This is a genomic window from Candidatus Binatia bacterium (assembly GCA_036493895.1).
Classification (GTDB): Bacteria; Desulfobacterota; Binatia; order UBA1149; family CAITLU01; genus DATNBU01.
This window is the reverse complement of sequence record DASXOZ010000009.1, coordinates 20,424-43,085: the sequence shown is the minus strand read 5'-3', so window position 1 is coordinate 43,085 and position 22,662 is coordinate 20,424. Positions and strand designations below refer to the sequence as shown.

General features: G+C 67.5%; 18 protein-coding genes. 9 read left to right on the top strand and 9 right to left on the bottom strand.

Going from position 1 to position 22,662, the window contains the following annotated elements; translation table 11 throughout:
- Positions 1–167 precede the first annotated feature (167 nt).
- Positions 168–842, bottom strand: coding sequence for a Coq4 family protein (locus VGK20_01390; GenBank protein ID HEY2772682.1), 675 nt, complete (start codon positions 840–842; stop codon positions 168–170).
- Between the two features lie 275 nt (positions 843–1,117).
- On the opposite strand from VGK20_01390, the gene VGK20_01385 reads away from it, so the two are divergent.
- From VGK20_01385 to VGK20_01370, 4 genes are all read left to right on the top strand, one after another.
- Positions 1,118–2,866, top strand: a complete 1,749-nt coding sequence (locus VGK20_01385) for a sulfatase (GenBank protein HEY2772681.1) — start codon at positions 1,118–1,120, stop codon at positions 2,864–2,866.
- Positions 2,867–3,097: 231 nt separating this feature from the next.
- Positions 3,098–3,847: a hypothetical protein gene (locus VGK20_01380; GenBank protein HEY2772680.1), complete on the top strand. Its 750-nt coding sequence runs from the start codon at positions 3,098–3,100 to the stop codon at positions 3,845–3,847.
- A gap of 83 nt (positions 3,848–3,930) precedes the next feature.
- Positions 3,931–5,463 carry an apolipoprotein N-acyltransferase gene (gene lnt, locus VGK20_01375; GenBank protein HEY2772679.1) on the top strand — a complete coding sequence of 511 codons (1,533 nt, stop codon included), beginning with the start codon at positions 3,931–3,933 and terminating at the stop codon, positions 5,461–5,463.
- A 131-nt stretch (positions 5,464–5,594) separates the two neighbouring features.
- The gene (locus tag VGK20_01370) at positions 5,595–7,841 is read left to right on the top strand and encodes a M12 family metallo-peptidase (protein ID HEY2772678.1); all 2,247 of its coding nucleotides are present in this window, start codon (positions 5,595–5,597) and stop codon (positions 7,839–7,841) included.
- A 41-nt stretch (positions 7,842–7,882) separates the two neighbouring features.
- On the opposite strand, the gene VGK20_01365 is transcribed toward VGK20_01370, so the two are convergent.
- Together VGK20_01365 and sodC are read right to left on the bottom strand one after the other, a co-directional pair.
- Entirely contained in the window at positions 7,883–8,875 is a 993-nt protein-coding gene (locus VGK20_01365) for a nitronate monooxygenase (GenBank protein ID HEY2772677.1), read from the bottom strand.
- Between the two features lie 123 nt (positions 8,876–8,998).
- Positions 8,999–9,565, bottom strand: a complete 567-nt coding sequence (gene sodC, locus VGK20_01360; GenBank protein ID HEY2772676.1) for a superoxide dismutase [Cu-Zn] SodC — start codon at positions 9,563–9,565, stop codon at positions 8,999–9,001.
- Between the two features lie 73 nt (positions 9,566–9,638).
- Between sodC and VGK20_01355 the strand changes: the two genes are divergently transcribed.
- A complete protein-coding gene (locus tag VGK20_01355) occupies positions 9,639–11,201 on the top strand; it encodes a glycogen/starch synthase (GenBank protein HEY2772675.1) in 1,563 nt (520 codons plus the stop codon).
- A 44-nt stretch (positions 11,202–11,245) separates the two neighbouring features.
- Here the strand turns inward: VGK20_01355 and VGK20_01350 are convergent, their stop codons facing one another.
- Positions 11,246–12,268, bottom strand: a complete 1,023-nt coding sequence (locus tag VGK20_01350) for a medium chain dehydrogenase/reductase family protein (GenBank protein HEY2772674.1) — start codon at positions 12,266–12,268, stop codon at positions 11,246–11,248.
- 215 nt (positions 12,269–12,483) lie between these two features.
- Here VGK20_01350 and VGK20_01345 point away from each other — a divergent pair, with 215 nt between their 5' ends.
- Positions 12,484–12,873, top strand: a complete 390-nt coding sequence (locus tag VGK20_01345) for a c-type cytochrome (protein HEY2772673.1) — start codon at positions 12,484–12,486, stop codon at positions 12,871–12,873.
- Positions 12,874–12,987: 114 nt separating this feature from the next.
- Entirely contained in the window at positions 12,988–14,619 is a 1,632-nt protein-coding gene (locus VGK20_01340; protein ID HEY2772672.1) for an amidohydrolase family protein, read from the top strand.
- 47 nt (positions 14,620–14,666) lie between these two features.
- On the opposite strand, the gene VGK20_01335 is transcribed toward VGK20_01340, so the two are convergent.
- Both VGK20_01335 and VGK20_01330 read right to left on the bottom strand, forming a co-directional pair.
- Positions 14,667–15,893 carry an MFS transporter gene (locus tag VGK20_01335; GenBank protein ID HEY2772671.1) on the bottom strand — a complete coding sequence of 409 codons (1,227 nt, stop codon included), beginning with the start codon at positions 15,891–15,893 and terminating at the stop codon, positions 14,667–14,669.
- A gap of 54 nt (positions 15,894–15,947) precedes the next feature.
- On the bottom strand, positions 15,948–16,328 hold the full coding sequence (locus VGK20_01330) for a VOC family protein (GenBank protein ID HEY2772670.1): 381 nt from the start codon (positions 16,326–16,328) through the stop codon (positions 15,948–15,950).
- 56 nt (positions 16,329–16,384) lie between these two features.
- On the opposite strand from VGK20_01330, the gene VGK20_01325 reads away from it, so the two are divergent.
- A complete protein-coding gene (locus VGK20_01325) occupies positions 16,385–17,557 on the top strand; it encodes a DUF1343 domain-containing protein (protein ID HEY2772669.1) in 1,173 nt (390 codons plus the stop codon).
- A 141-nt stretch (positions 17,558–17,698) separates the two neighbouring features.
- Here the strand turns inward: VGK20_01325 and gloA are convergent, their stop codons facing one another.
- Positions 17,699–18,076: a lactoylglutathione lyase gene (gloA, locus tag VGK20_01320; GenBank protein HEY2772668.1), complete on the bottom strand. Its 378-nt coding sequence runs from the start codon at positions 18,074–18,076 to the stop codon at positions 17,699–17,701.
- A gap of 537 nt (positions 18,077–18,613) precedes the next feature.
- Here gloA and VGK20_01315 point away from each other — a divergent pair.
- Positions 18,614–20,860 (top strand): hypothetical protein, encoded by a 2,247-nt coding sequence (locus VGK20_01315; GenBank protein ID HEY2772667.1) that lies wholly within the window; start codon positions 18,614–18,616, stop codon positions 20,858–20,860.
- 244 nt (positions 20,861–21,104) lie between these two features.
- On the opposite strand, the gene VGK20_01310 is transcribed toward VGK20_01315, so the two are convergent.
- Together VGK20_01310 and VGK20_01305 are read right to left on the bottom strand one after the other, a co-directional pair.
- Positions 21,105–21,695, bottom strand: a complete 591-nt coding sequence (locus VGK20_01310) for a SprT-like domain-containing protein (GenBank protein ID HEY2772666.1) — start codon at positions 21,693–21,695, stop codon at positions 21,105–21,107.
- 249 nt (positions 21,696–21,944) lie between these two features.
- On the bottom strand, positions 21,945–22,592 hold the full coding sequence (locus VGK20_01305) for a DedA family protein (GenBank protein ID HEY2772665.1): 648 nt from the start codon (positions 22,590–22,592) through the stop codon (positions 21,945–21,947).
- Positions 22,593–22,662 lie beyond the last annotated feature (70 nt).

The following is a 22,662-nucleotide window of genomic DNA, read 5'->3' as shown; positions in this document are numbered from 1 at the left end:
GGTGCCTGACCCCATTCCTCTGGTGCCTGACCCCATTACACATCGGAATAACCCGCATCGCGGCCGGGTGAACCGGCCGCGATGCGGCGCCTTCGCACGCGGCAGAGCCCCGCGCGTCGGCGCGACCGCCGCGCGCCGCAGCGGTCAGCGGTTCGAGAGTTCAGCGCTCAGCGGGTGGCCACCGCGGCTTCCGAAAAAAACGGCGAGTAGACCGGCACCTCCGTGATCGAGAGGCAGCGGCGCACGTCCGACAGCGGGAGCTGCAGCAATCCTTCCCAGTCGGCACCGACGAAAGATCCGGCGCGCCGTCCCCGACGCCACGCGCGCCAGACCAGGCGCACTCCGTCGCGGTGACCTTCCATCCACAGCTTGGTCATCGCGGCGAGCACGACGAAGCCGACCCCGTAGTTGCGTGTCTGCGCGAACGTGAACGCGAGCAGCGCAACTTCGCCGAATATGTCGCGATCGTAACCGGTGACGATGTGCCACAGGTCGTGCGTATCGCGCAGGCGGTTGCTCAGCACTTCGGCCCGCCGGTCGAGGAACAGGTTGGGCTCGATGATGCTGCTGGCCTCGACGAGCCCTTCGGCATCGATTCCCTCTCGATCGAGGAAGCGAGCGTATTCGCGTCCGAGGGTGCCGTCGGGAAGCCCGCGCAGGTGCTCGCGTGCCTTCAGCACGTCCAGGATGTCGCGCTTCTCATCGAGAATCCGCGCAGCCTGGGGGTCTCGCAGCGTGCGCTGGTAGAGGCGCTCGTAGCTCTCTCCGGTGAGCGCGCGGATGATCTGGAAGACCAGCGCCGTATCGTCGGGGTTGTCGATCAGGGCGCGCATCGCGCGCATGGCCGTGGAGGGTTGAATCGATCTCGGAGCTACGCCTCGTTCACTCATCATCGTCCTCGTCCTTCCCTCCCCCGGAGGAATGGATTCACCCAGTCGAAAAGGCGCGATTTCCGACTGCCGCCTGCACATTAAGAGCAACCTACAATCATGTCAATAAAAAAAGCGAAGTATTTGCACCCCGACTGCGGTGGTCGCTCGAGGTGAGTGACAACGCGTGCGCGCCTGAGCGCGAACTTGTCTGCGGGCGACACTTCCAGCAGACAGGCGCTCCTGCGATGCGCCGTTACCGTTGCATTCCGACACTCGCCGTCGTCGCGTTGCTGGCGACGTCCTGTGAACGTCCCGCCGCCCTGCCGGCGCCGCCGGTCCGGAAAGGGTTCCCGATCGTCTTCCTGCTGATCGACGCGCTGCGCGCCGATCGCATCGACGACGAGGAGCGGTTGCGCCACGTTGCTCCGTCCCTTGCCGCGCTCTCGCAGGACGGCGTGAGGTTTCGGTCGGCGTTCTCGTCCGCACCGAAGACGATCCCGTCGGTTCCGCAGATCTTCACGTCCAACCTGTTTCCGGACCTGCACCATGATGTCTCGCTGCTCTCGCTGCTGCAGGCCGCCGGCTATTCGCGCACGGGCGCCTTCATCCACAATCCGTACGTCACCAAGTGGCTCGGTCGTCTGAGCCCGACATTCGAGCAGCTCTCGGGAGGAGACTTCGACGCGACGCGCCTGACCGACGACGCGATCGCGTGGCTCGGCAACGCTGCGGCCGATCCGTTTTTTCTCTATGTGCACTATCTCGACGTGCACACGCCGCTCAATCCCCCCGAGGACGTCGCGCGCCGCTTCGTCGATCCCGACTACAAAGGCCCGATCGGCCTTTCGTTCAACGACATGGCCGGCGCTTGGGCGGGAACCTACAACGCCGGCGACCAGCGTCGCATCGGCCAGCTCTACGACGCATCGCTCGCCGCTACCGATGCCTCAATCGGCCGGCTTCTCGGCGCGCTGCGAAGTGCGGGGCTCTACGACAAGGCCCTGATCATCGTGACGGCCGACCATGGCGAGGAGCTCTGGGACCACGGCGGGTTCTTCCACGGCCAGAGCCTGTACGACGAGCTTCTGCACGTGCCGCTGCTCGTCAAGTTCCCCGGCGCCTGGGGCGGCGGCCGTGACGTGGAGACGCTGGTGCGCTCGGTGGACCTGCTGCCGACGGTCGTCGATCTTCTCCAACGGGCGGGCTCCGCTGCAGCGGGCGCGCCCCTGGACGGAGAATCGCTGATCCCCGCCGTCACCGGACAGGCGCCGCCGCGCACCCTGTTCGCGACCGTCGCACGCATCGACGACCGCAGTCCGCCGCTTCACGCGGTGCGCACGGCGAGCGCCAAGCTCATCGTCGACCAGCGCAGCGGCCAGGAGCAGCTCTTCGACTTGGCGCGCGATCCCGGCGAACGCGACAACATCGCCGGGCATGCGGACGCGCATCCGCTCCTCGAAGATCTTCGCGGCCGGCTGGCGCGCTTCCTCGAGCCGCTGCAATCGAGTGGAATCCACGTGCGGCTGGTCAACGGCACCGGCGCCAGGCTCACGTACCGCATCATTCTTCGCTCGCGCCCGGCCGGTCCTTTCGTGAACCTCTCGCGCGTGGACATGGAAGACGGCGACCGGATCGGCCAGAACGCGGGTGCCGACGGAATCCTGATGGAAGGGGCGCTCGCGCCGGGCGACGAAGACGAGATGCGGCTGGACGTGCTCGTGCCCGACGGCATCGTCACGACCGCAATCGAAGTCGATCCTTCGGGCACGCCGGTAGAGACCTGCGCGGGCACGGAGGCGGCGTGCGTGCCGGTGACGTCGCAACGCGTGGCGCTGGAGCCGGCGCGGGTGACGACGAACGCGACGCCGGCTCGCGCTGCGGACTCCTCCTTGCAGGTTCGCGTGTGGCGGATCCCTGCGGCGAGCACGCCGATCCTGCCGAATCTCTCGGCGGCCGACCGCGAGCGGCTTCGTGCGCTCGGCTACGCCGAGTGATGGCGCACTCGACTGCGACAAGCGCTGACCCACCGGGCCGACGAATGTCGTTCCCGGCGTTTTTCGTGCTGCGCCGCGCCGGGACTCGCGATCGTAGTCAACTGACTGCAATGCCGCTTTGTCATCGCGACGCCTCGACGACCACGAGTCGGGTTGCGGCACTGCGAGCGGCGAATTAAGTTGCAGGATCGCATGGCGACGCAGCTGCCACCTTCGCGCCCATCCGCGGGCATGGCCGAGAACGATCCCGACGGAGTGCGCGTGATCGCTACCGGCAGTCGCGGCCGGCGAATCACGCTGGCGCTGCAGGGCGCTGCGCTGTTTCTTGCGTCCGCGTGCGTCGGCTACGTCGTGATGCCGCGAACCGAAGCACCGCCGCCTGCGCCGCCGCCGATGCTGCGCACCAAGAGCTTCGTGCACGAGCCGCAGGCGCCGCCGCCTGCCAGCGGTAGTCAGGCCGCAGCTCCTGCTGCAGCAGGCACCCCGGAGTCGAACGCCGCGCCGGTCGCGGCGCCGGTGGTCACCTCGATGAGAAACCTGACGCCGCGGCGAGTGGGCACCCCGAAGCCGGAAGAGAAAGCTCCGGACCTCGATGACATCGGCGAGCAGCTCCGCAGTTTGCCACCCGACCAGAGACCGACGATGGCCGAAGTGATCAAGGCCGGGCAGGCCCAGGGTAGGACCGATGGCATTTTTGCTTTTGGGATTCCCGGTACCAGTCCGCCGATCGAAGGCCTCGAAGTTCCCGATGACTACGTGCTTCCCGACGGGTACGTGCGTCATTACCAGGCAACGGACGACGGGCAGAGGATCAATCCGATCCTCATGTATTCGCCCGACTACAAATTCTACGACGCCAACGGCAACGAGGTGGAGATTCCGCCGGACCGCGTGGTCACGCCGGACAATGCGCCGCCCGGTTTTCCGATCCACAAGGTCGTGATTCCTCCACCCAGGCCGCCCGGGAATCTGCGCCGCTGAAATCCGGTTTCCGTTTTTCTGCCGCTGCCCCGTTCGCGGCCGGCATCGCGGCTTCCACGCTGATCCTCGGCCTGTGCGGGCAGGTGGAAGGCAACTGGTACCTGCTCGATTTCTTCGGGCTGGTGCCGTGGCTGCTCTCGCTCGACGGCGTCCGCACGCTTCGCGGAACTGCGCTCTGCGGGCTGGCGATGTGCACCGCTTTCGTGCTCGCGATCTTCGCGTGGTTCGGCTTCGCGATCGCCGTGTACTCGGCGGGTGCGGCAGCGGCAGGCATCGTCGTGCTGGCGCTTACGGCACCGCTGCTGCAGCCGCAGTTCATCGTGTTCGCGGTCGTGCGCTTCGTGTCGGGCCGCCACCACGGACCGATACTGCGTGCGCTCGTCGGCGCGGCGGCATGGGTCGCCACCGAATGGGTCTATCCGAAGCTTCTCGCCGATTCGCTGGCGCACGGGTTCTACCCTTCTGCCGTGCTGCGCCAGAGCGCAGACATCGCCGGAACCGCCGGCATCACGTTCGTCATCGTGCTGATCAACGAGAGTCTCGCCTCGGCGGTTGCCGCCGCTCGCACGCGAGGCGCGCGCGCAGCCGCCTTCCCGTTGACGGCGGCCGCCGCGATCACGCTCGCGATGGTCGGCTACGGCCAGTGGCGCCTGTCGGAGCTCGCGCACGCTGCAAGTGACGCCAAACCCGTGCGCGTGGCGATGATCCAGTCGAACATCGCCGCGTACGATCGCCTCAAGCGCGAGCACGGCGCCTACGATGCGGTCCGTTACGTGCTCGACACCCATTTCGAGATGTCTCGCGACGCGGTGGACCACGACCACGTCGATGCGCTGCTGTGGTCCGAGACGGTGTTTCCGACGACGTTCGGCCGTCCGAAGAGCGATACCGGCGCGACGCTGGACCGGGAGATCGAGGATTTCGTCTCCCGTCTCGGAGTTCCGCTCGTGTTCGGCACCTATGACCGCGACGACGACGGCGAGTACAACTCGGCAGTGTTTCTCGAGCCCGGCGCCGTCGGCGCCGACCCGCACTTCGGCGTCTACCGCAAGACGCGGCTGTTCTTCCTCACCGAGTACATCCCGTGGTGGATGGACAATTCCCTGGTGCGCGCGTGGCTGCCATGGGCCGGAACCTGGAAACCGGGCCCCGGCGCGCGCGTACTGCCGCTTCGCGTTTCCGGCGGCCGCAGCATCGCGGTGCTGCCGATGATCTGTCTCGACGACGTCGACGTCGGTTTGGCGGTCGAAGGTGCGCGCCGCGGAGCCCAGGCGATCTTTACGATGTCGAACGACTCGTGGTTCGCCGAGCACGCCGGCGGAGCCCACCTGCACCTCGTGGTCGCCGCTTTCCGCAGCATCGAAACACGTCTCCCCCAGCTGCGCGTCACGAGCACGGGAATTTCGGCCGTCATCGACGCGACCGGGCAAATCGTCGCCAGCGCGGGAGTCGGCGAGCGGCGAGCGCTCGTCGGCGAGATCGATCCGCGCAACCCGCCGAAAACGCTCGTCGTGCTGTGGGGAGACTGGCTCGGACCGTCGAGCCTGGCGTTCGTGCTCCTCGCGTTCGCGGTGCCGATCTGGAACGGGCGCGCCGGTCGTCCGTCCGCTCGTTGACGCGTTTTTCGCTTCTCCTCCCCCGCACGCCCCGCGCGCGCAGCCGGCGGCGAGTCGCTCGCGATTTGCGGCAGACTTCGTCGCGTTTGGCGGCTACAGTGCGCGCGATCACGGGGAGACTGACCATCAGCATGGAAAAACGCCGTTTCGCCCGGCCGCGTCGTGCGGCCTGTGGCGCGATCCTGCTGTCGCTTGTCGCGACGACGTTCGCGCACGCCGCCGCGATCACGTCGGCAGCGGCGCCGGATCTTCCCGAAGTCGCACGATCGGTCGCTCGTGGTGCAGGCATCCGGATCGAAGCGGCCGCACTCGCCGGTTTCTCCGACGCTGCCTCTCTCGACCTCCAGCGTTTCGACGTCGCCGCTGACGGCGCGCGTTTCGTCGCGCAGACCGACCGCGGGCCGGTCGACGTCCATCCCGACCTTCCGGTCTTCCTGCGCGGCAGCGTCGACGGCCTGGCCGATTCCGTCGTCGTGCTGAGCGTGCGCGCATCCGGCGAGATGCGAGGCATCGTCTCCGGCACCGGCGGCACGTGGATGCTCGGACGCAAGGCGGGAGCAGGCCAGGCGCTGCATTCGCGCCACGTCGACCGCGCGATGCTCGCGGCGAGCCCGCATTCTTTCTCCTGCGACGAGATGCCGAATCCGTCGCCGCCTCGCGCTGCTCCGGCCGCTGCCGTGCCGCCGCCCAGCGCATCGCTTCAGTCGGCTGCGCCGTCTTCGTCCGCGGATGTCCGCTCGACGGCGCTCTATACCGCGCAGATCGCCGTCGAGATGGACTACGACTACTACCAGACGTTCGCGCCGGATGCGGACGGTGCGATTCTTTACGCGCTCGACCTCATGGCGTTCACCGGTGTGCTCGGCCAGGCCGAGCTCAACATGAACGTCGAAGTTCCCTTCGTACAGATCTGGACGACCGCGAGCGATCCTTACTCGTCCGGTGGCCAGAACAGGCTCGAAGACCTGCGCACGCGCTGGAACGCGGCAGGGGTGAAGAACTGCGGCGGCCAGGACTGCACGCAGATCCGGCGCTCGACGGTCATCCTGCTGAGCTCCGCGGCAACCGGCGGCATCGCGTACGTGCCCGGCCTTTGCGATTCGTGGCATTCGCCGAACAACGGTTTCTCGTACGCGTATACCGGCTCGATCTCGGGGAGCTTCGACATCAACTCGCCGTCGGCCGTCTGGGACATCGTCGCGAGCTCCCACGAGTTGGGGCACAACTTCGGCTCTGTCCACACGCACTGCTACTCGCCGCCGGTCGACGACTGTTATTCGGGTGAAAGCGGCTGTTATTCCGGTCCCACCTCACTTCCTGCAGGGTGTCCGGGGCCGGGCCAGGGCTGCGGCACGATCATGAGCTACTGCCATCTGCTCGGCGGCGGGATGGAGAACATCTCTCTGACCTACGGTGCGGGACATCCGTACGGCACCGAGCCCGACCGCGTACCCGCCGAGATGATCTCGCGCATCGCCACCGAGGCCGCTGTGGCGCCGGGCTGCCTGACGGCGACTCCCGGCATGATCGAGCTTCGCGTCGACAAGAGCGGAAGCGGCGGCGGCGCCGTGACGAGCTCGCCGGCCGGAATCGATTGCGGCAGTGCCTGCCGCAGCTATTTCAACGGCGGATCGACGGTGACGCTGACGGCGACACCGGATGCGTTCTCGCGCTTTGCCGGCTGGAGCGGAGATGCCGATTGCAGCGACGGCGTCGTCATCCTCGGCGCCGGCGCCCACTGCACGGCGACGTTCGTGGGCACCTGCGGCGCGTCGAACGAAGACTGCGACGACGCCAATCCGTGCACGAGCGACTCCTGCGCGGCCGGTCACTGCGTTCACGCCGAAACGCCGCGCGATCCGTCGACCTGCCTGGCCGCCGGCAGCGCGCACCTGAAGATCCTCGATCAGCCGGGAAGCGATTCGGACCGGCTGTCGTGGCAGTGGGGCGCCGGCGCTGCATTCGCGCAGCCCGATCTCGGGTCTCCGTCTTCCGATACCGGATTCGATCTTTGCGTCTACGACAGCAGCGGCAGCAGCTCTCGTCTCGCGATGCGGCTGGCTCTTCCGCCGGGAGGCTCGGGCTGGCGCAATTTCGCGCCGCGGGGCTGGTCGTGGATCGACGGCGCCGGCTCCCTCGACGGGATCCGCAAGCTCAGTCTCAAGCCCGGAGCCGACGGTCGCAGCAAGACGAGGCTCGGCGCGGGCGGGCCGCTGCTTCCGACTCCGCTGCCGTTCTCGTCGGGCCGTTTCTTCGACGAGGATCCCTCCGTCACCGTGCAGCTGCTTTCGAGCGACGGCATGTGCTGGACGAGCTCGTTCGTCGCGGGTTCGACGTCGGCGAATTCGAGTGCGGGGTTCAACGCGTCGGGGCGGTGAGCCCTGGCCCCGAGCCGGGCTGCATCGCCGGGCCGTTTCGCTCAGCCGCGCGCCGCCGCTCTCGCGCCGGCAAATCTCTCCGCGAGCAGCTCGACCGTCTCGTGGAACTCGCGCACCGTTCTCTCGAAGATCTCCGCCACCGGTTCCACTTTGTCGATGCGGCCGGCGACCTGGCCGCCGAGCCCGATCGCCGCTTCCATGTCGCCGCCGAAATAGAGATCGAGGATGCGGCCGAACTCCGTCATCGGCACGTGCTCGTCGCGCTCCAGCTTCTCGGTGCGACCGGTTCGCAGGGCTCTCAGCCCCGGCCGGCTGTGGCGATTGAGGAACACGGTGTCTGTCTCGGCAGCCGACGTGATCGCGCCCTTGTAGTTCGCGTGCACCGGCGATTCGGCGGCCGACACCATGCGCGTGCCCATCTGCACACCCTCGGCGCCGAGCGCGAACGCGGCGGCCATCGAGCGGCCGTCGGAGATGCCGCCGGCAGCGATCACCGGCACCTCCACTTTCGAGCAGACCAGCGGCAGCAGCACCATTGTCGCGACGTCGCGCGGGTTTTTGAATCCGCCGCCTTCGCCGCCCTCGACCACCAGCCCGTCTACGCCTGCTTCGACCGCCTTCAGCGCGGCCCGAAGAGTGGGCACGACGTGGAAAACCGTCAGGCCGGCGCCTTTCAGCTTCTTCGTGTACTGGTTGGGATCGCCGGCCGATGTCGTCACGAAACGCACGCCCTGATCGACGACGAAATCGGCAATCGACGGGTCGCGCACGAACAACTGGGCGATGTTGACGCCGAAAGGCTTGTCCGTGAGCTCGCGCATTTTCAGGATCTCGCCGCGCACGGCGTCGAGCTCTCCCGAAGACGTCTCGATGATGCCGAGGCCGCCGGCGTTGGAGACGGCCGACGCAAGCTGGGCGCGCGCGATCCAGCCCATCGGCGCCTGCACGATGGGATAGCGAACGCCGAGAAGATCGCTGACGCGGGTGCGGATCGCGGGAAGGGACGGCGATGTGGAAACGGTCGCGGTAGCCATCGCGGCACCGTGGCGAGCCCGCGACGCCGGCGCAACCTCTATAATTGATGTGTAATGGGGTCAGGCACCAGCCGAATGGGGTCAGGCACTATTCCGCTGGTGCCTGACCCCATTACAGCGATGTTATTGTTTCTTTGGGGCGGGGACTACGCCGCAGGCGATGCGGGCGCCGCCGCCGCCGAGCGGTGACGGCTTGTCGGACAGGTTGTCGCCGCCAGCGTGGATCATCAACGAGTGGCCTTCGATGTCCGCGAGCTTGAGGCGCGGCGCCACGACCGTCGTCTCGGCCTTTCCGTCGGCGTCGACGTAGAGCGCCGGAAGATCGCCGAGATGCCCGGTGCCGTACGGTCCTTCGTGACGCGCCGTCTTGGCCGGATCGAGGTGGCCGCCGGCCGCTTGCGCCGGTGCCGGCTGCCCGTCCTTCTCGGCCGGATCGCAGCTCGGGTTCTCGTGCACGTGGAAACCGTGGAGCCCCGGCGGCAAACCGGTGAGCGCCGGCTTGAGCATCAACCCGAAGCCGGACTGGCTCGCGGTGATCGTGCCGATGGACTTGGCCGTTCCCTTCGCATCGACGAGATTGACCTGGATCGTGACCGCATCGGGAGGGGCCGGCTCGGCCGCCGCCGTCCCCGCAAACGATGCCACTGCGAGAAACAATACCGGAGTGATCGCGCTCGTGAGTGTTTTCATGCGCGGAACCCTAGTCCTGCCCTCCGGATCCGGCAAGTTCCACGCGGGGTCGCTCCCGTGATAACGAGCACACGTGACGACGGATCCGCCCGAATCGCAGGCGGCACCCGCTGCAGGCTCGACGGCGCCGCCCGAGGGCGGGGGTAGCGCGGCGCGCAAGCCCCGCATCCTGATCTGCACCCCCGAAATCACGGAGCTGCCCGAGGGCATGGGCAACGCTGCGCACTATTTCCGCGCAAAAGGGGGAGGGCTCGGCGACATTTCGGCCGGCCTGATCCAGCACCTGCACACGGATGCGCGCTTCGAGCTGCACGTGGTGGTGCCGCGCTACGACGCGAAGATCCGCGATCTCGCCCGCATCACCTACCGCGAAATCGACGCCATGGGGCGGGTGCTCGGGCGCCAGGGCGTGCACCTGGTGACCGACAGCGCGTTCTCGTCGCTGACGGACGTCTATGGTGAGCAGGAAGCCAATCCGCGCATCCGCCGGGCCGAGGCGTTCCAGCGCTACATCATCAACGACCTGATGCCGCGCCTGGAGCCCGACGTCGTGCACTGCAACGACTGGATGACAGGGCTGGTGCCGGCCGCAGCGCGCGCAGCGGGAATCAAGAGCCTGTTCACTCTTCACAACGTGTTCACCGAGCACGCGCCGCCCCGCGACGTCGACCACAGCGGAATCGACGTGCGCCGCTACATGGAGTTCCTGTACTTCCAGGATTTCCCGAGCGACACCGCCGAGAACTGGCGCAGCAACAGCATCGACTTCACCGCGACGGGCATTCACGCGGCCGACATCGTCAACACGGTCAGCCCGACCTTCCTCGAAGAAATCGTCTCGGGCCGCTTCGGCAGCATCGTGCCTCCGGGTGTCGCGCACGCGATGCGCGAGAAGCACGCCGCCGGACGCACGCTCGGCATCCTCAACGCGCCCGGCGACTCCGACGATCCCCGCATCAACCCGCACATCATCCCCTACGACATCGCCGACGTCATCGAAGGCAAGCGCGTCAACAAGGAGCGCTTCCAGAAAGAGATGGGACTGCGCGCGGACCCCGATGCGCCGCTGCTGCTGTGGCCGAGCCGCCTGTACTCGCAGAAGGGCCCGGAACTTCTGGCGGCGATTGCGTCCGCGTGCGTGCAGCGTCACGGCGTCCAGATCGCGCTCGTTGCCAACGGCGACCGCGCGGTCGAAGCGGTTTTCCGCCGCCTCGCGGCGACCAGCGATGGTCGCATCGCGCACCGGCCGTTCCGTGAGGACCTGGGCACGCTCGCGCTCGCCGGGGCCGACTTCGTGCTGATGCCGTCACTCTACGAGCCGTGCGGGCTGCCGCAGATGATGGGGCCGCGTTTTGGCACTCCGGCGATCGCGCGCGCGACAGGCGGATTGAAGGACACGGTCCAGCCGCTGGATCTTGCCGCCCACAGCGGCAACGGCTTCGTTTTCGAGGCGCACGCGGCAGCGGCGCTGGCCGGCGCCATCGCTGCGGCGGTGCGGTTCTACCGCGAGCCCGAAGACGTGCGTCGCCACACGCTGCAACGGATCATGCGCGAGAGCCTCGAGCGCTTCTCGCTCGCGAACACCGCGCGCGCCTACATCGACGTCTACGAAAAGCTGATCGCCGAAGGCAGATAATGCTCGCACGTCGCGGCGTGCCGGCCGGCGGGAAAGGTTTGCTGCTACGGCGCGAGCAGCACCTTGCCGATGTTCTTGCGGTCCTGCACGTAATGATGGGCGGCCGCAGCCTCGGTGAACGAGAACACCTTGTCGACGTGGGGACGGATCACGCCGCTTTGCCACAACGCAAGCAGCTCCTGGGCCCAGCCGCGGATGCGCGGCACCTGGTCCCACAGGTGTCCGAGGTTGACGCCGAAAACGCCTTTGTTCGCATTGATCAGCGCCGGCGGATTGAACTGCAGCCACGGCATCGATGCGACCGTCTTCAGCGCCGAGACGATGCTGCGCTCCTTCCCCGTCGCTGCCGCCGACATGCCGAACATCCCGAGGCGGCCAGTCGGCGCGAGCACCCGAAATCCTTTCTTGAACGAGTCTCCGCCGACTGCATCGAGGATCAGCTCCACGCCGCGGCCGCCGGTGATTTCGCGGGTGCGCTTCTCGAAGTCCTCGGTGCGGTAGTCGATCGTGTGGTCCACGCCGATCGAGTGCAGGAAATCGTGCTTGGAGCGCGACGCCGTACCGATCACGGTAGCGCCGATGTGCCTGGCGATCTGCGTCGCTGCGATGCCGACGCCCCCGCCGGCGGAGTGCACGAGCATCGTCTCGCCGGCGCGCAGTCCGCCCATGACGACGACGAGCTGCCACGCGGTGAAATAGTTGACAGGGATCGCGGCGCCCTGCTGCGCGCTCATGTCCGCCGGGCGAACGAAAACCTGGCTTTCCGGCACGCAGATGACGTCGGAGTAACCACCGAAGCGGGTCAGCGCGAAGACGTCCTTGCCGACCCACGTCGGATCGGCGCCGCTCCCGACGGCGTCCACGCGCCCACCCACTTCGTAACCGACGACGACAGGGATGGGCGGAAGATCGGGATAAAGTCCCAGCCGCCCCATGATGTCGGCGAAGTTGACGCCGGTCGCCTCGACGCGGATGCGTAGCTGCCCCGCGGTGGGTGACGGGTCGGGTGCTTCGCGTACTTGCAGAACTTCCGGGGCTCCGGCTTTGGTGATCCATACCTGGCGCATGGCGCGAGTATGGGCGCAGGCACCAGCCGAGTCGAAGCCCGCGGGCCAGGCACCAGGGCCGCGAGCCGGCAAGCGGCGGGACTGCCGCGTGGCCGCGGCGCGAACCGCAAAAACGTTGGAGCGCGCCGGTGCATGCGAGCGACTCCACACGGAGGAACAGAATGGGAACACGACGGCGGGTGGTTGTTTCGGCCTCGACGGGTATCGCCGCAGCCATGCTCCTTTTGTCATTGTCACCATCGCCCATCGGCCCCGGCGTCGCCTCGGCGACCGATCCGGCGGTGGTCGGAGAGGCGGCTACGGTGATCCCGCAAGCGGCGCGAGACGAAGCGGATTCGATCTGGAAGAGCCGCTGCTCGACGTGCCACGGCGATGGCGGCAAGGGCGACGGCGCCGCGGCGGCCGCGCTGACGCCGCACCCTCGCGATTTCACCCAGCAGTCGTGGCAGAGCTCGGTCAGTGACGAGCACATCGAGAAAATCATCGCCGAGGGCGGCCAGGCCGTGGGCCTGAGCATGCTGATGCCGGCCAATCCCGACCTGGTTGCCAAACCGGACGTCATCAAGGCTCTGCGCGCGCACGTCCGCAGCCTCGGCGGCCACTGAAGCTTCCGACTTCGACGGCCGGACGATCGCGGTCACCGTCATCGAGCCGTCCGACGCGGCGGTCCGGCTGTCGTGCATTCGCACCGGACCTGCCGGCGCGCTAAGAGCGGCGCCATGGCGTGTGATCTCAAATTCTCCGGTGGATCGGTCATCGACGGCAGCGGTGCGAAGGCGTTTCTCGCCGATGTCGCCGTGACCTCGGGTGTCATTTCCCACGTCGGCGATCTTGCGGGCCTCGAAGCGGCGCGCACGATCGACGCGACCGGCCGGATCGTCGTGCCCGGTTTCATCGACATCCACAGCCACAGCGATTTTCTCGTTCCGGGTGCCGGCCACGGCTCCCTGCTCGAGCCTTTCCTTCGCCAGGGCATGACGACGCTCGTCGGCGGCAACTGCGGCTTCAGCCCGGCTCCGGTGACGGAAAAAACGCGCGGTCCGGTGACCGAGGCAAGCCGCCTCATCGCCGACGATGCGATCGATCTTCGCTGGGAGACGATGGGAGAATTCCTCGACGCGATCGAGGAAGGTGGAGTGGCGATCAACATCGCCCAGCTCGTCGGCCACGGGGCCGTGCGCGCGGCAGTGTCCGGACACCTGAATGCGGCCGCGCCGAACGCGGACGAGCTTCGCGAAATGGAAACGCTCGCGCGCCAGGCCCTCGACGATGGCTGCGTCGGCATCAGCACCGGGCTCGGCTATCCGCCGGGAATCTTCGCCGGAGAAGACGAGCTCGCTGCGTTCGCGGGATGGGCCGCGGCGGCCGGCAAGATGCTGACGTCGCACCTTCGCGCGTACAGCTGGATGAGCCCCGTCTATCCGGACCGCGACCCGACGGCCGAGCCTCACAACATCGCGGCGATCGACGAGATCCTGCGCGTGGCCGAGCGCGGCGGCAGCCGCGTGCAGATCAGCCATCTCATTTTTGTCGGAAGCGCGACGTGGCCGACTGCAACGCGCGTGATCGAGACGATCGAGAAGGCACGCAAGCGCGGCATCGACGTCGCGTTCGACGCGTTCCCGTACACGGCGGGCAACACGACGGCCAGCGTGCTGTTTCCGCCGGAGATCCTGCCGCATCTGGAGATGGTGCTCGCCAGCCCGGAGAGCATGGAAGGGCTCGTGGCCCTCGGCGAGCACGTCTTCTCGCAGATCGGTCTGCACCTGGAAGACATCCAGATCATGAACGCGAACGCGCCGGCGTTCGATCGCTTCAACGGGACGTTCGTCGGCGATGCGGCGCGCGATGCCGGCATGGGCGTCTGGGAGTTCTACGCGCGCATGGTCGCCGAGAGCCACCGCAACGCACGCGTGCTGATCCACAAGTACAGCGGCGAAGCCGGCGACGAGGGTGCGCTCGAAGCGGTGCTCGCGCATCCGCTGTGCACGATCGAGACGGACACTTTCGTCACGCACTGCGGGCACCAGAATCCCGCGAGCTACGGCACGTTCCCGCGCGTGCTTTCCACCTACGTGCGAAAAGGGCTGTTCACGCTCGAGGAGGCGGTGCGCAAGATGACGGGCGCGCCGGCCGAGCGCCTCGGGTGGAACGACCGCGGGCTGGTGCGCAAAGGCTGCGCGGCCGACCTCGTGCTGCTCGACCCGAAGACGCTCGCCGATACCGCGACGTTCCGCGAGCCGTCGCGCTTCCCGCTGGGAATCGACATCGTGACCGTCGGTGGACGCATCGTCGTCGACGGCGATCGCTACGATGCCGATGCGTACGCGGGAACCGTCATCCGCCGTTAGCTCCAGGGCCCTCGGGGTGCGCGGCGACGTCGCGGGCGTCGGGCCCGTCAGTCGACCGGCGAGCCCGCAACCAGGATCACCGGCGACTCCCGGAACGCGAAACTGAGGGCCGCGATCACTGCGCCCATCGCGACGAAGATCCACAGGGACTGAGCCATTCCGAGGATGTTCATCGCGACGATGAACAGGATTCCGGACATCTGGCCGGAAAGGAGAATCAGGCCCTGGGACACCGATTCCGGCGCGGGGAAGCTGATCTCGGCCGCGTACTGGAAGCCGATCGGCCCGGCGCCGCCGAGCAGGAAGAAGCCGAACACGAACGACGAGAGCAGCAGCGCCCAGTAGTTGCTCGAGGCCGCCAGCCCGGCTAACCCCGGCAGCATCCCCAGCGTGGACAGGATCAGGAACGGCCGCCGGCGGCGCTTCCTGTCCGAGAGTAGCGGGAGCACGACGGCGCCGGCAATGCCGGCGATCAGCATCAAGCCGCCGACGAGTCCGGTCTGATCCACCGACAGACCCTTTTGTTCGCAGATCTGGTCGATGCACGTGCTGATCGCGTTGAACATCCCGAGACCGAGAAGGAAGAAGACCAGCACCTGGATCATCCCGCGGTCGCGAAAGATCAGTCGCAGGCCCTCCCGGAGCTCGACGCGCGGCTCGTCGGGCCCGGGTGGTGACGCGGGACGCTCGCGCAGCAGCCCGAGCACGAGCGTCGCCGCGATCGCGGTGACCACGCCGTAGTCGATGAACAACCGGTGGATGCTTTGCGCGGCCCCACCGCCGTCGATCGCCATCGGCGTGACGATCATGACGACGACGATCCCGACGAACTGCGCCATCGTCGCCAGGCCGATTGCGATCGCGCGCTCGTAGACCGGGAACCACTGGCTCGCCAGCTTTGTCGTCGCGTTGAGCACGAACGGCTGGCCGACGGCCAGACCGATCTGGGCGACCAGTGCCAGCGAGTAGTCGGCGCCGGCCAATCCCTTCATCAGGCCGAACGTCGCCGTCAGGACCGCGCCGATCCCGACACCGACGCGCAGCCCGAACCTCTCGATGACGTAAGAGGCCGGGAACGCCACGACGACAAAGACTGCCATGAACACGAGCGACAGAAGGTCGACCTCCCAGGCGCTCGCGGAGTAGACCCGGCGTACATCACGGGCGATGGGAGCGAACGTGAGCCACTGCAGCTGGAGGACGGCGTTCAGCAGCGCGAAGGTCGCAAGCACCACCCATCGGTAACCGGTGCGGTGGAAGCCGGAATCGGACATCGAATTGCCTCTCCAATGCTCGCGGCGTCGACGAATTGCCGGGCGGCCGGACCGTCACCGGCTCGAACGGCCGAGATCGAACGTCGAGACGCCGATGCGACGCCCGTCGGGGTCGCGCAAGTAGACGGTGAAGTCCGTCTCGCCGTCGTAGAAGCCGTTCGAACGCGCCATCTCCCGGATCCGCTTCCTTTCGTCGTCGGTGGCCGAAAACGCGACAAGCTCCATCGACAAACGGTCCGTTACGGGTTCTCCGGGTGTTCGAGGCTCGATCATCAGGACCGACGCGTCATCGAGACGGAGCCACAGCGACCCGGCCGCTGTCTCGCGGACGACCGCGAGAGCGAACACCTCGCGATAGAAATCGCCGAGCGCGCGCACGTCGCCGGTACGCAGCGCGAGATGATGAAGGCGCAGGATCATCGCGGGCAGGATCATCGCAGGTAGGATGCGATCGTCTCGGAATGTTGTACACGTCCGGGTATCATCGGTCCATGCAGACAGGACTCGAGCGACTCGTCTCCGATCCGCGCCGCTGGCTGGGCAGCGCGCGCGTGGGCCTGGTCGCCAATCCGACCACCGTCGACCGCCTTTTCCGCCACGCGATCGACCTCCTCCATTCCCATCGCGACGTGAACCTTGCGCTGCTGTTCGGGCCCGAGCACGGGATCCGCGGCGCTGCCCAGGACATGATCCACATCGGCGATGCTCATGATCCGGGGACTCATCTTCCGGAAGTCAGCCTGTACGGGCCGACGTTCGAGTCGCTTACCCCGAAAGCTGAAGACCTCGCGCGCATCGACGTGCTGGTGTTCGACATCCAGGACGTCGGCGCGCGTTACTATACGTACGCGGCGACCATGGCTTTGTGCATGCAGGCGGCCGCCCGCGCCGGCGTCAAGGTCGTCGTGCTGGACCGGCCGAACCCGATCGGCGGCATCGCCGTCGAAGGCGGTGGCCTCGCGCCCGGACTGGAGAACTTCTGCGCGCTGTATCCGGTGCCCCAGCGTCACGGCATGACGATCGGCGAGCTTGCGCGGCTGTACAACACGACGTTCTCGATCGGATGCGAGCTCGACGTGGTCGCTTGCGACGGTTGGACGCGGGGAACCTGGTACGACCACACGGGGCTCCCGTGGGTAATGCCGTCGCCGAACATGCCGACGCTCGATACCGCGAGCGTCTATCCCGGCATGTGCCTGCTGGAGGCGACCAACCTTTCCGAAGGACGCGGCACGACGCGGCCCTTCGAGCTGTTCGGTGCGCCGTTCATCGACGGGCGCCGCCTGGCCGACGAGCTCGAGCGATACGGCATCGAGGGGGCCGTGCTTCGCCCCTGCATGATCGAGCCGACTTTCCACAAGCACGCGCGCCGGCCTTGCGGTGCCCTGCAGATCCACGTGACCGACCGCGGGCGCTTCAACTCGTACCGGACGGGCCTTGCGGTCCTGGCAGCCGTCCGCCGCCTGTGGCCCGAGGATTTCGCGTGGAGGACCGAGGCCTACGAGTTCCGCGACGACGTTCCCGCCATCGACCTTCTGACCGGACAGCCGTCGGTGCGAGAGGCGATCGATGAGGGACTGGCCTTCGACGAAGTCGAGCGCCGGGCGCTGGCCGGGACCGAAGCTTACGACTCCGGGCGCGACGCTGCGCTTCTCTACGACTGAGGGTCGCCCTCCGTCGGCCGGCGCGCAGCGGGCCGCGGGTCGTGGCTCGAGCCAAAAGTCATGGCAGCCGCGACGCGGCCGTTTACCCGCACCCCCGCGCCGGCCACCGCGCAAGCCGCTGATTTTGGTGAAAAAGCCGGCTCAGCGCTGGATCAGCTCGACCGGATAACCCGTCGGATCGTGGATGAAGGCGATCACGGTTGTGCCGTGCTTCATCGGTCCCGGCTCACGCGTGATCGGCACTCCGGCACTGCGAAGGCGCTCGCAGACCTCGTAAATGTCCTCGACTGCCAGGGCGACGTGGCCGTAGGCGGTCCCGATCTCGTAGTCGCGGCCGTCCCAGTTCCACGTCAGCTCGATTTCGTGAGCGTTCTCACCGTGATAGCCGACGAACGCCAGCGTGAACTGGCCGCCGGGATAGTCGCTGCGGCGTTTCAGCGTCATGCCGAGCTGCCCGCAATAGAATGCGAGCGATTCGTCGAGATTCTTGACGCGCAGCATCGTGTGGAGAATTCGCATCGGCAGCTCCCGGCGAGACGTGTGGAGGCTCGCCCTTCGGCCGTCTAGCCGGGGCTGAGGGCGGGCGCGAGCCATTGTCGGCGCGCCCCGGCGTTCCGGATTGTCGGGCGCGGGCATCGGGGCCGGACCGTTACCGGGTCCGCGGGCGGTCTTCGGAAGCCAGGGTGCCCCGGATCCCGGGCTGGACCCGGGGCCAGATCGGAGAACAGCCCCCCGCCTTTCCTGTGTCCTGCGTCACCGGACAGGGCCGGCCTGTGCCCGGCTGACGGTCGCTTCGTCCGGCCAAACCGCTTGCAGAATGGGGGCTTCGGCTTGTAACGTCTTGGGCGCTGAAGCATTTAGTAGCTCGTCAGCCGGGTAACGGGCGCTCGCGACAGCCGATCTGCGTAGGGGAACCGGGGACGCGACGGCGCGCTGCGCGCGATATGCTGCCTGGCGAGTGGAGCGGAAACAGGGGGACGCGGCGCCGCTGAGGACGAAGGCGCCAAACAGGAGCCGGGGCCAGACCGGCTCGTCCAAGGAAAGGAGAGGATACGTATGAACATTTCAAAGGTTTCGATTTTCGGCCGCGGCTCGGCCGGCGGCCTGGTTGCGGGAACGCTCGCAGCGGTCCTGGCCGGCACGATCGGCTGGAGCGGCCAGGCATTCGCTCTCAATTGCATGGGTGATGTCGCCGGCAACACCGGACTGCAGTGCACCGCGAACGACCTCGGCGTCGCGTCCGTGACCGTCACGAACGTCATCTCGAACAACTGCACCGGTGCCGGCGGAACGTTCACGTTCGACGGGACCCTCAACGTCGACGCCAACTCGACGACGCGCTACGACCTCGGGTTCTACATCGGTGCGGACAGCACGCAGGCGCTCACCGGGACCTGCAGCGTCTTCGACGTTCCCACCAACCTCGACGTTCCCACTGCCGGTGCGGAGCAGATCGACAGCGACAACTGCGGCGACAAGCCGAAGAACCAGGCCCTCGCCGTTCCGGTGAACAACGTCACCGTCACCTGCAGGGACGCGGACGGAAACGGCTTCTTCGATCTCGCGATCTGCGCGAGCTACGACAACAACGCCCAGGTCAACTGCTCGACCAATGCGGATCTGATTCCCGGAACCGGCTCGAAGTGCCAGTGCGCGCAGATCCCGACCAACCTGGCGGCGCCGCGTTGCGTCACCAACGCGGACTGCAGCACGAACGCCGACGACGGCAACCCCTGCACGGACGAAGTCTGCCACCCGGCGGTCGGCTCCGGCGGCGACTTGTTCGGTTGCAGCCACGACCCGAACACCGCGCCCTGCGACGACGGCATTTTCTGCAACGGCACCGACATCTGCGCGAGCGGCAGCTGCGGGCACTCGGGTGATCCGTGCACGAACGGCGGCACCTGCGCCAACGTTTGCAACGAGGCGGCCGACAACTGCTTCGTCACCGGCGGCACGCTTTGCCGTGCTTCGGCTGGCGTCTGCGATACCGCGGAGACCTGCACCGGCACCTCGGCCGGCTGCCCCGCCGACCAGTTCCTGTCGAGCGTGTGCCGCCCGGCCCTCGGCGTCTGCGACGTCGCCGAAAGCTGCACTGGCACCTCGGCCAATTGTCCGGGCGACAGCGTTGCCGGCTCCTCGGTGGTCTGCCGCGCCAGCGCCGGCGAGTGTGACGTCGCCGAGCACTGCACCGGCGCCTCGGGCAGCTGCCCCGCCGACGGCTTCGCGCCCTCCAGCCAGACGTGCACGCCGGACACCAACGTCTGCACCGACGACCACTGCGACGGCAGCGGCGCGTGCATCCACCCGGACAACACGGCCTCGTGCAACGACGGCCTGTTCTGCACCATCAATGACGTCTGCGCCGGCGGCGAGTGCCACGGGACGACGCGCGACTGCTCGGACCCGATCGCCTGCACGGACGACTCGTGCGACGAGGCCGGCCAGCAGTGCGTGCACACCGAGAACAACGCGAACTGCGACGACCAGAACGCGTGCACGGACGACGTCTGCTCGATTGCCGACGGCGGCTGCGTGAGCACGTTCATCTGTACGCAGGACATCTGCCGCAGCCCGGGATTCTGGGCCACGCACAGCGGCTTCGAGCACACGGGCTCCACGAACATCGGCCAGACGATCATCGACCTGAACGGCCCGTTCTCGGTGTGCGGCGAAACGATCTCGGCGACCAGCAACGCGTCGAGCCCGTTCCTGGAGGGTCTCGGCCTGACCTCCGACCTGGAGGGCCTGTGCATGCGCACCAAGGGCGTGCACCAGAGGCAGCTCTACCGCCAGCTCGTCGCGGCCGAGCTCAACTGCGCGATCAGCGGTCATCCGACCGACTGCGACGCGGTGGTGCTCAAGTACATCACCGACAAGTTCAGCGACTGCAGCGCCCTGTGTGCCGGCACGCCGGTGCAGAACGGCCCGACGCTCGGGGACTGCGTCTCCCAGCTCGACTGCTTCAACAACGGCGGGCACATCGTCGACGGCGGGTGCGCGACGGGTACCTGCGAGGTCAACACCGACACGAACTGCGGCGGCGACCTCGGGTCCTGCCCGAGCCTGCCTCAGGCCTGCACGCAGGGCGGCACCTGCGAGGTCGACACGCAGACCGCCTGCGACATCAACACGCCGTGCCCGAACGTCCCGCAGACCTGCGTGCCGTTCGAGGGCAACTGCCACGCGGCGGAGATGTGCAACGAGGGCATCGGGTTCTGTCCGAAGAACACGCCGGCCTCGAGCCCGCACGCCTGCCAGGAAGCGCGCTTCGACGACTGCACGATCGATTCGTGCCCGTGATCTGAGGCGCAAGCGCTTCGCATCATCGTGATGCGAAAAAGAAGGGCGGGGCCGCTACAGCGGTCCCGCCCTTCGCATTTGTGGTCACCGCAGGCGTGGTGGTGAGCCGGGCCAGGCCAGGATCGTCACGCCGCATCCGCGGAGGAGCGCTTCGGGATGGCACGCAGCTTCCGCGGCGTTTTCGCGCCTTGGTGTCGCGCGCAATCGACGCACGGATCCCGGTCCGGGGTTTCCCCGCAGCCGGCTAGCCGCGGCGCTTGCTCGAGATGACCGATCTGCGCTTGCGGTGCTTCCCGATCGCGGCTGCCTGCCGTTCGCGGCGCGGGCGCTGCGATCCGCGCTGGATCACGAGCCGTCCGTCGCGCCCCGATGTTGCGCAGGCACGGCAGCGCCAGTGTCGCATCGGTCGCGATGCGCTGCGCGCGCGGTCGCAGACCGGGCACCGGTGCAGGTACAACGCGCGCGATCCATCGCGCCCCCGGACAGTGCGTACGACGACGGGAATGCGCACTCGGGGCTCGAACCCCGCGACTCGCATCAACTCTTCCCACTGCTCGCCGTGGGGGCGCGCGGCGTCGCCGTGCAGCTCGTAGACGGCGGCGTGGGCCGCCTCGTGGCAGAGGATCTCCTCGAACAGGTGGCTTTGGCTGTCGCGCAGCGATGCGGTCAGCCGGATGATTTTCTGTTGCTGGTAGCAGCGTCCGAACGCGCGCCGCAGTCGCGGCGAGAATTCGACCTTGAGCGCGCCGACAAGGGAGTCGGCGCCCCAGTGACGAAGCCAGCGGTCGAGCTGCCTCCTGGCAGCGGGAGTGAGAGCGTCATCGGCGGGCGGCATGGGGCGGGACGCTAGCATGGGGTAACGGCGGCTTCCCGTCGCGGCCGAAGCACCTGCGGGCTCGCGCGATTTGCATCGCGCGCAAAAATCCGCCTGCGCGTCCGCGGCTGCCGAAACGACGGCGAAAGGTCGTGCCGCGCTTCACTTGAGCATCAAAATCTTTGCCGAGCGGCGCAACAGCGTGGGCGCCGCTGCCGCGTCGCGCCGTCTTCGAGATTTTTTTTCGGTGGGAGGTCGGCGTCGCCCCGATCAGACCACGCGCGCCTGGCGGCGAAGGCGCCGCCCGAGCAGCTCGACGAGCACGTAGGCAGCCAGGAACGCGACGGCCGCGCCGATGAACCACATCAGCTTCTGCTTGAGCACCATTCGCAGCGCGTCCGGATCGCCGAGCAGGTTGGGCTGGCTCGAAAGCACCTCGGCTCCGAACCATGCCAGCACGAGGCTCCACAGGAAGGAGCCGGCGAGCGTCATCGTCGAGAAGGTCGCGTACGGGACGCGTGTTGCGCCGGCAGGAAGGGAAATGAGGTGACGCACGACGGGCAGCAGGCGCGCGAAGAAGATGCCGGCTGCCGAGTAGGCCTGCACCCATTGCTCGGCGAGCAGCCATTTCTTTTCGGGAACGAAGACGTACTTGCCGTAGCGCAGGATCAGCGGGCGGCCGACGGCCTTGGCGACGAAGTACGAGATCGTCGAGCCGAACCACGAACCAAGCGTGCCGGCCACCACGATCGACCAGAAGCTGAACTCGCCCTGCTGGGCCCAGTACGCAGCCGGCGGGAGCACGACTTCGCTCGGAATGGGAAACACCGTCGATTCGAGCGCCATCAGCAGGAAGACGCCGGTGTAGCCCCACTCCCGCGAAAGCTGGAACCACTGGACGAAAAACGAATGCAGCATGGAGGCGGAACATACACGCGCAGGCGGGGGCGCGAAAGCGACCATCGGTCGCATGACCTGGCGGACGCCG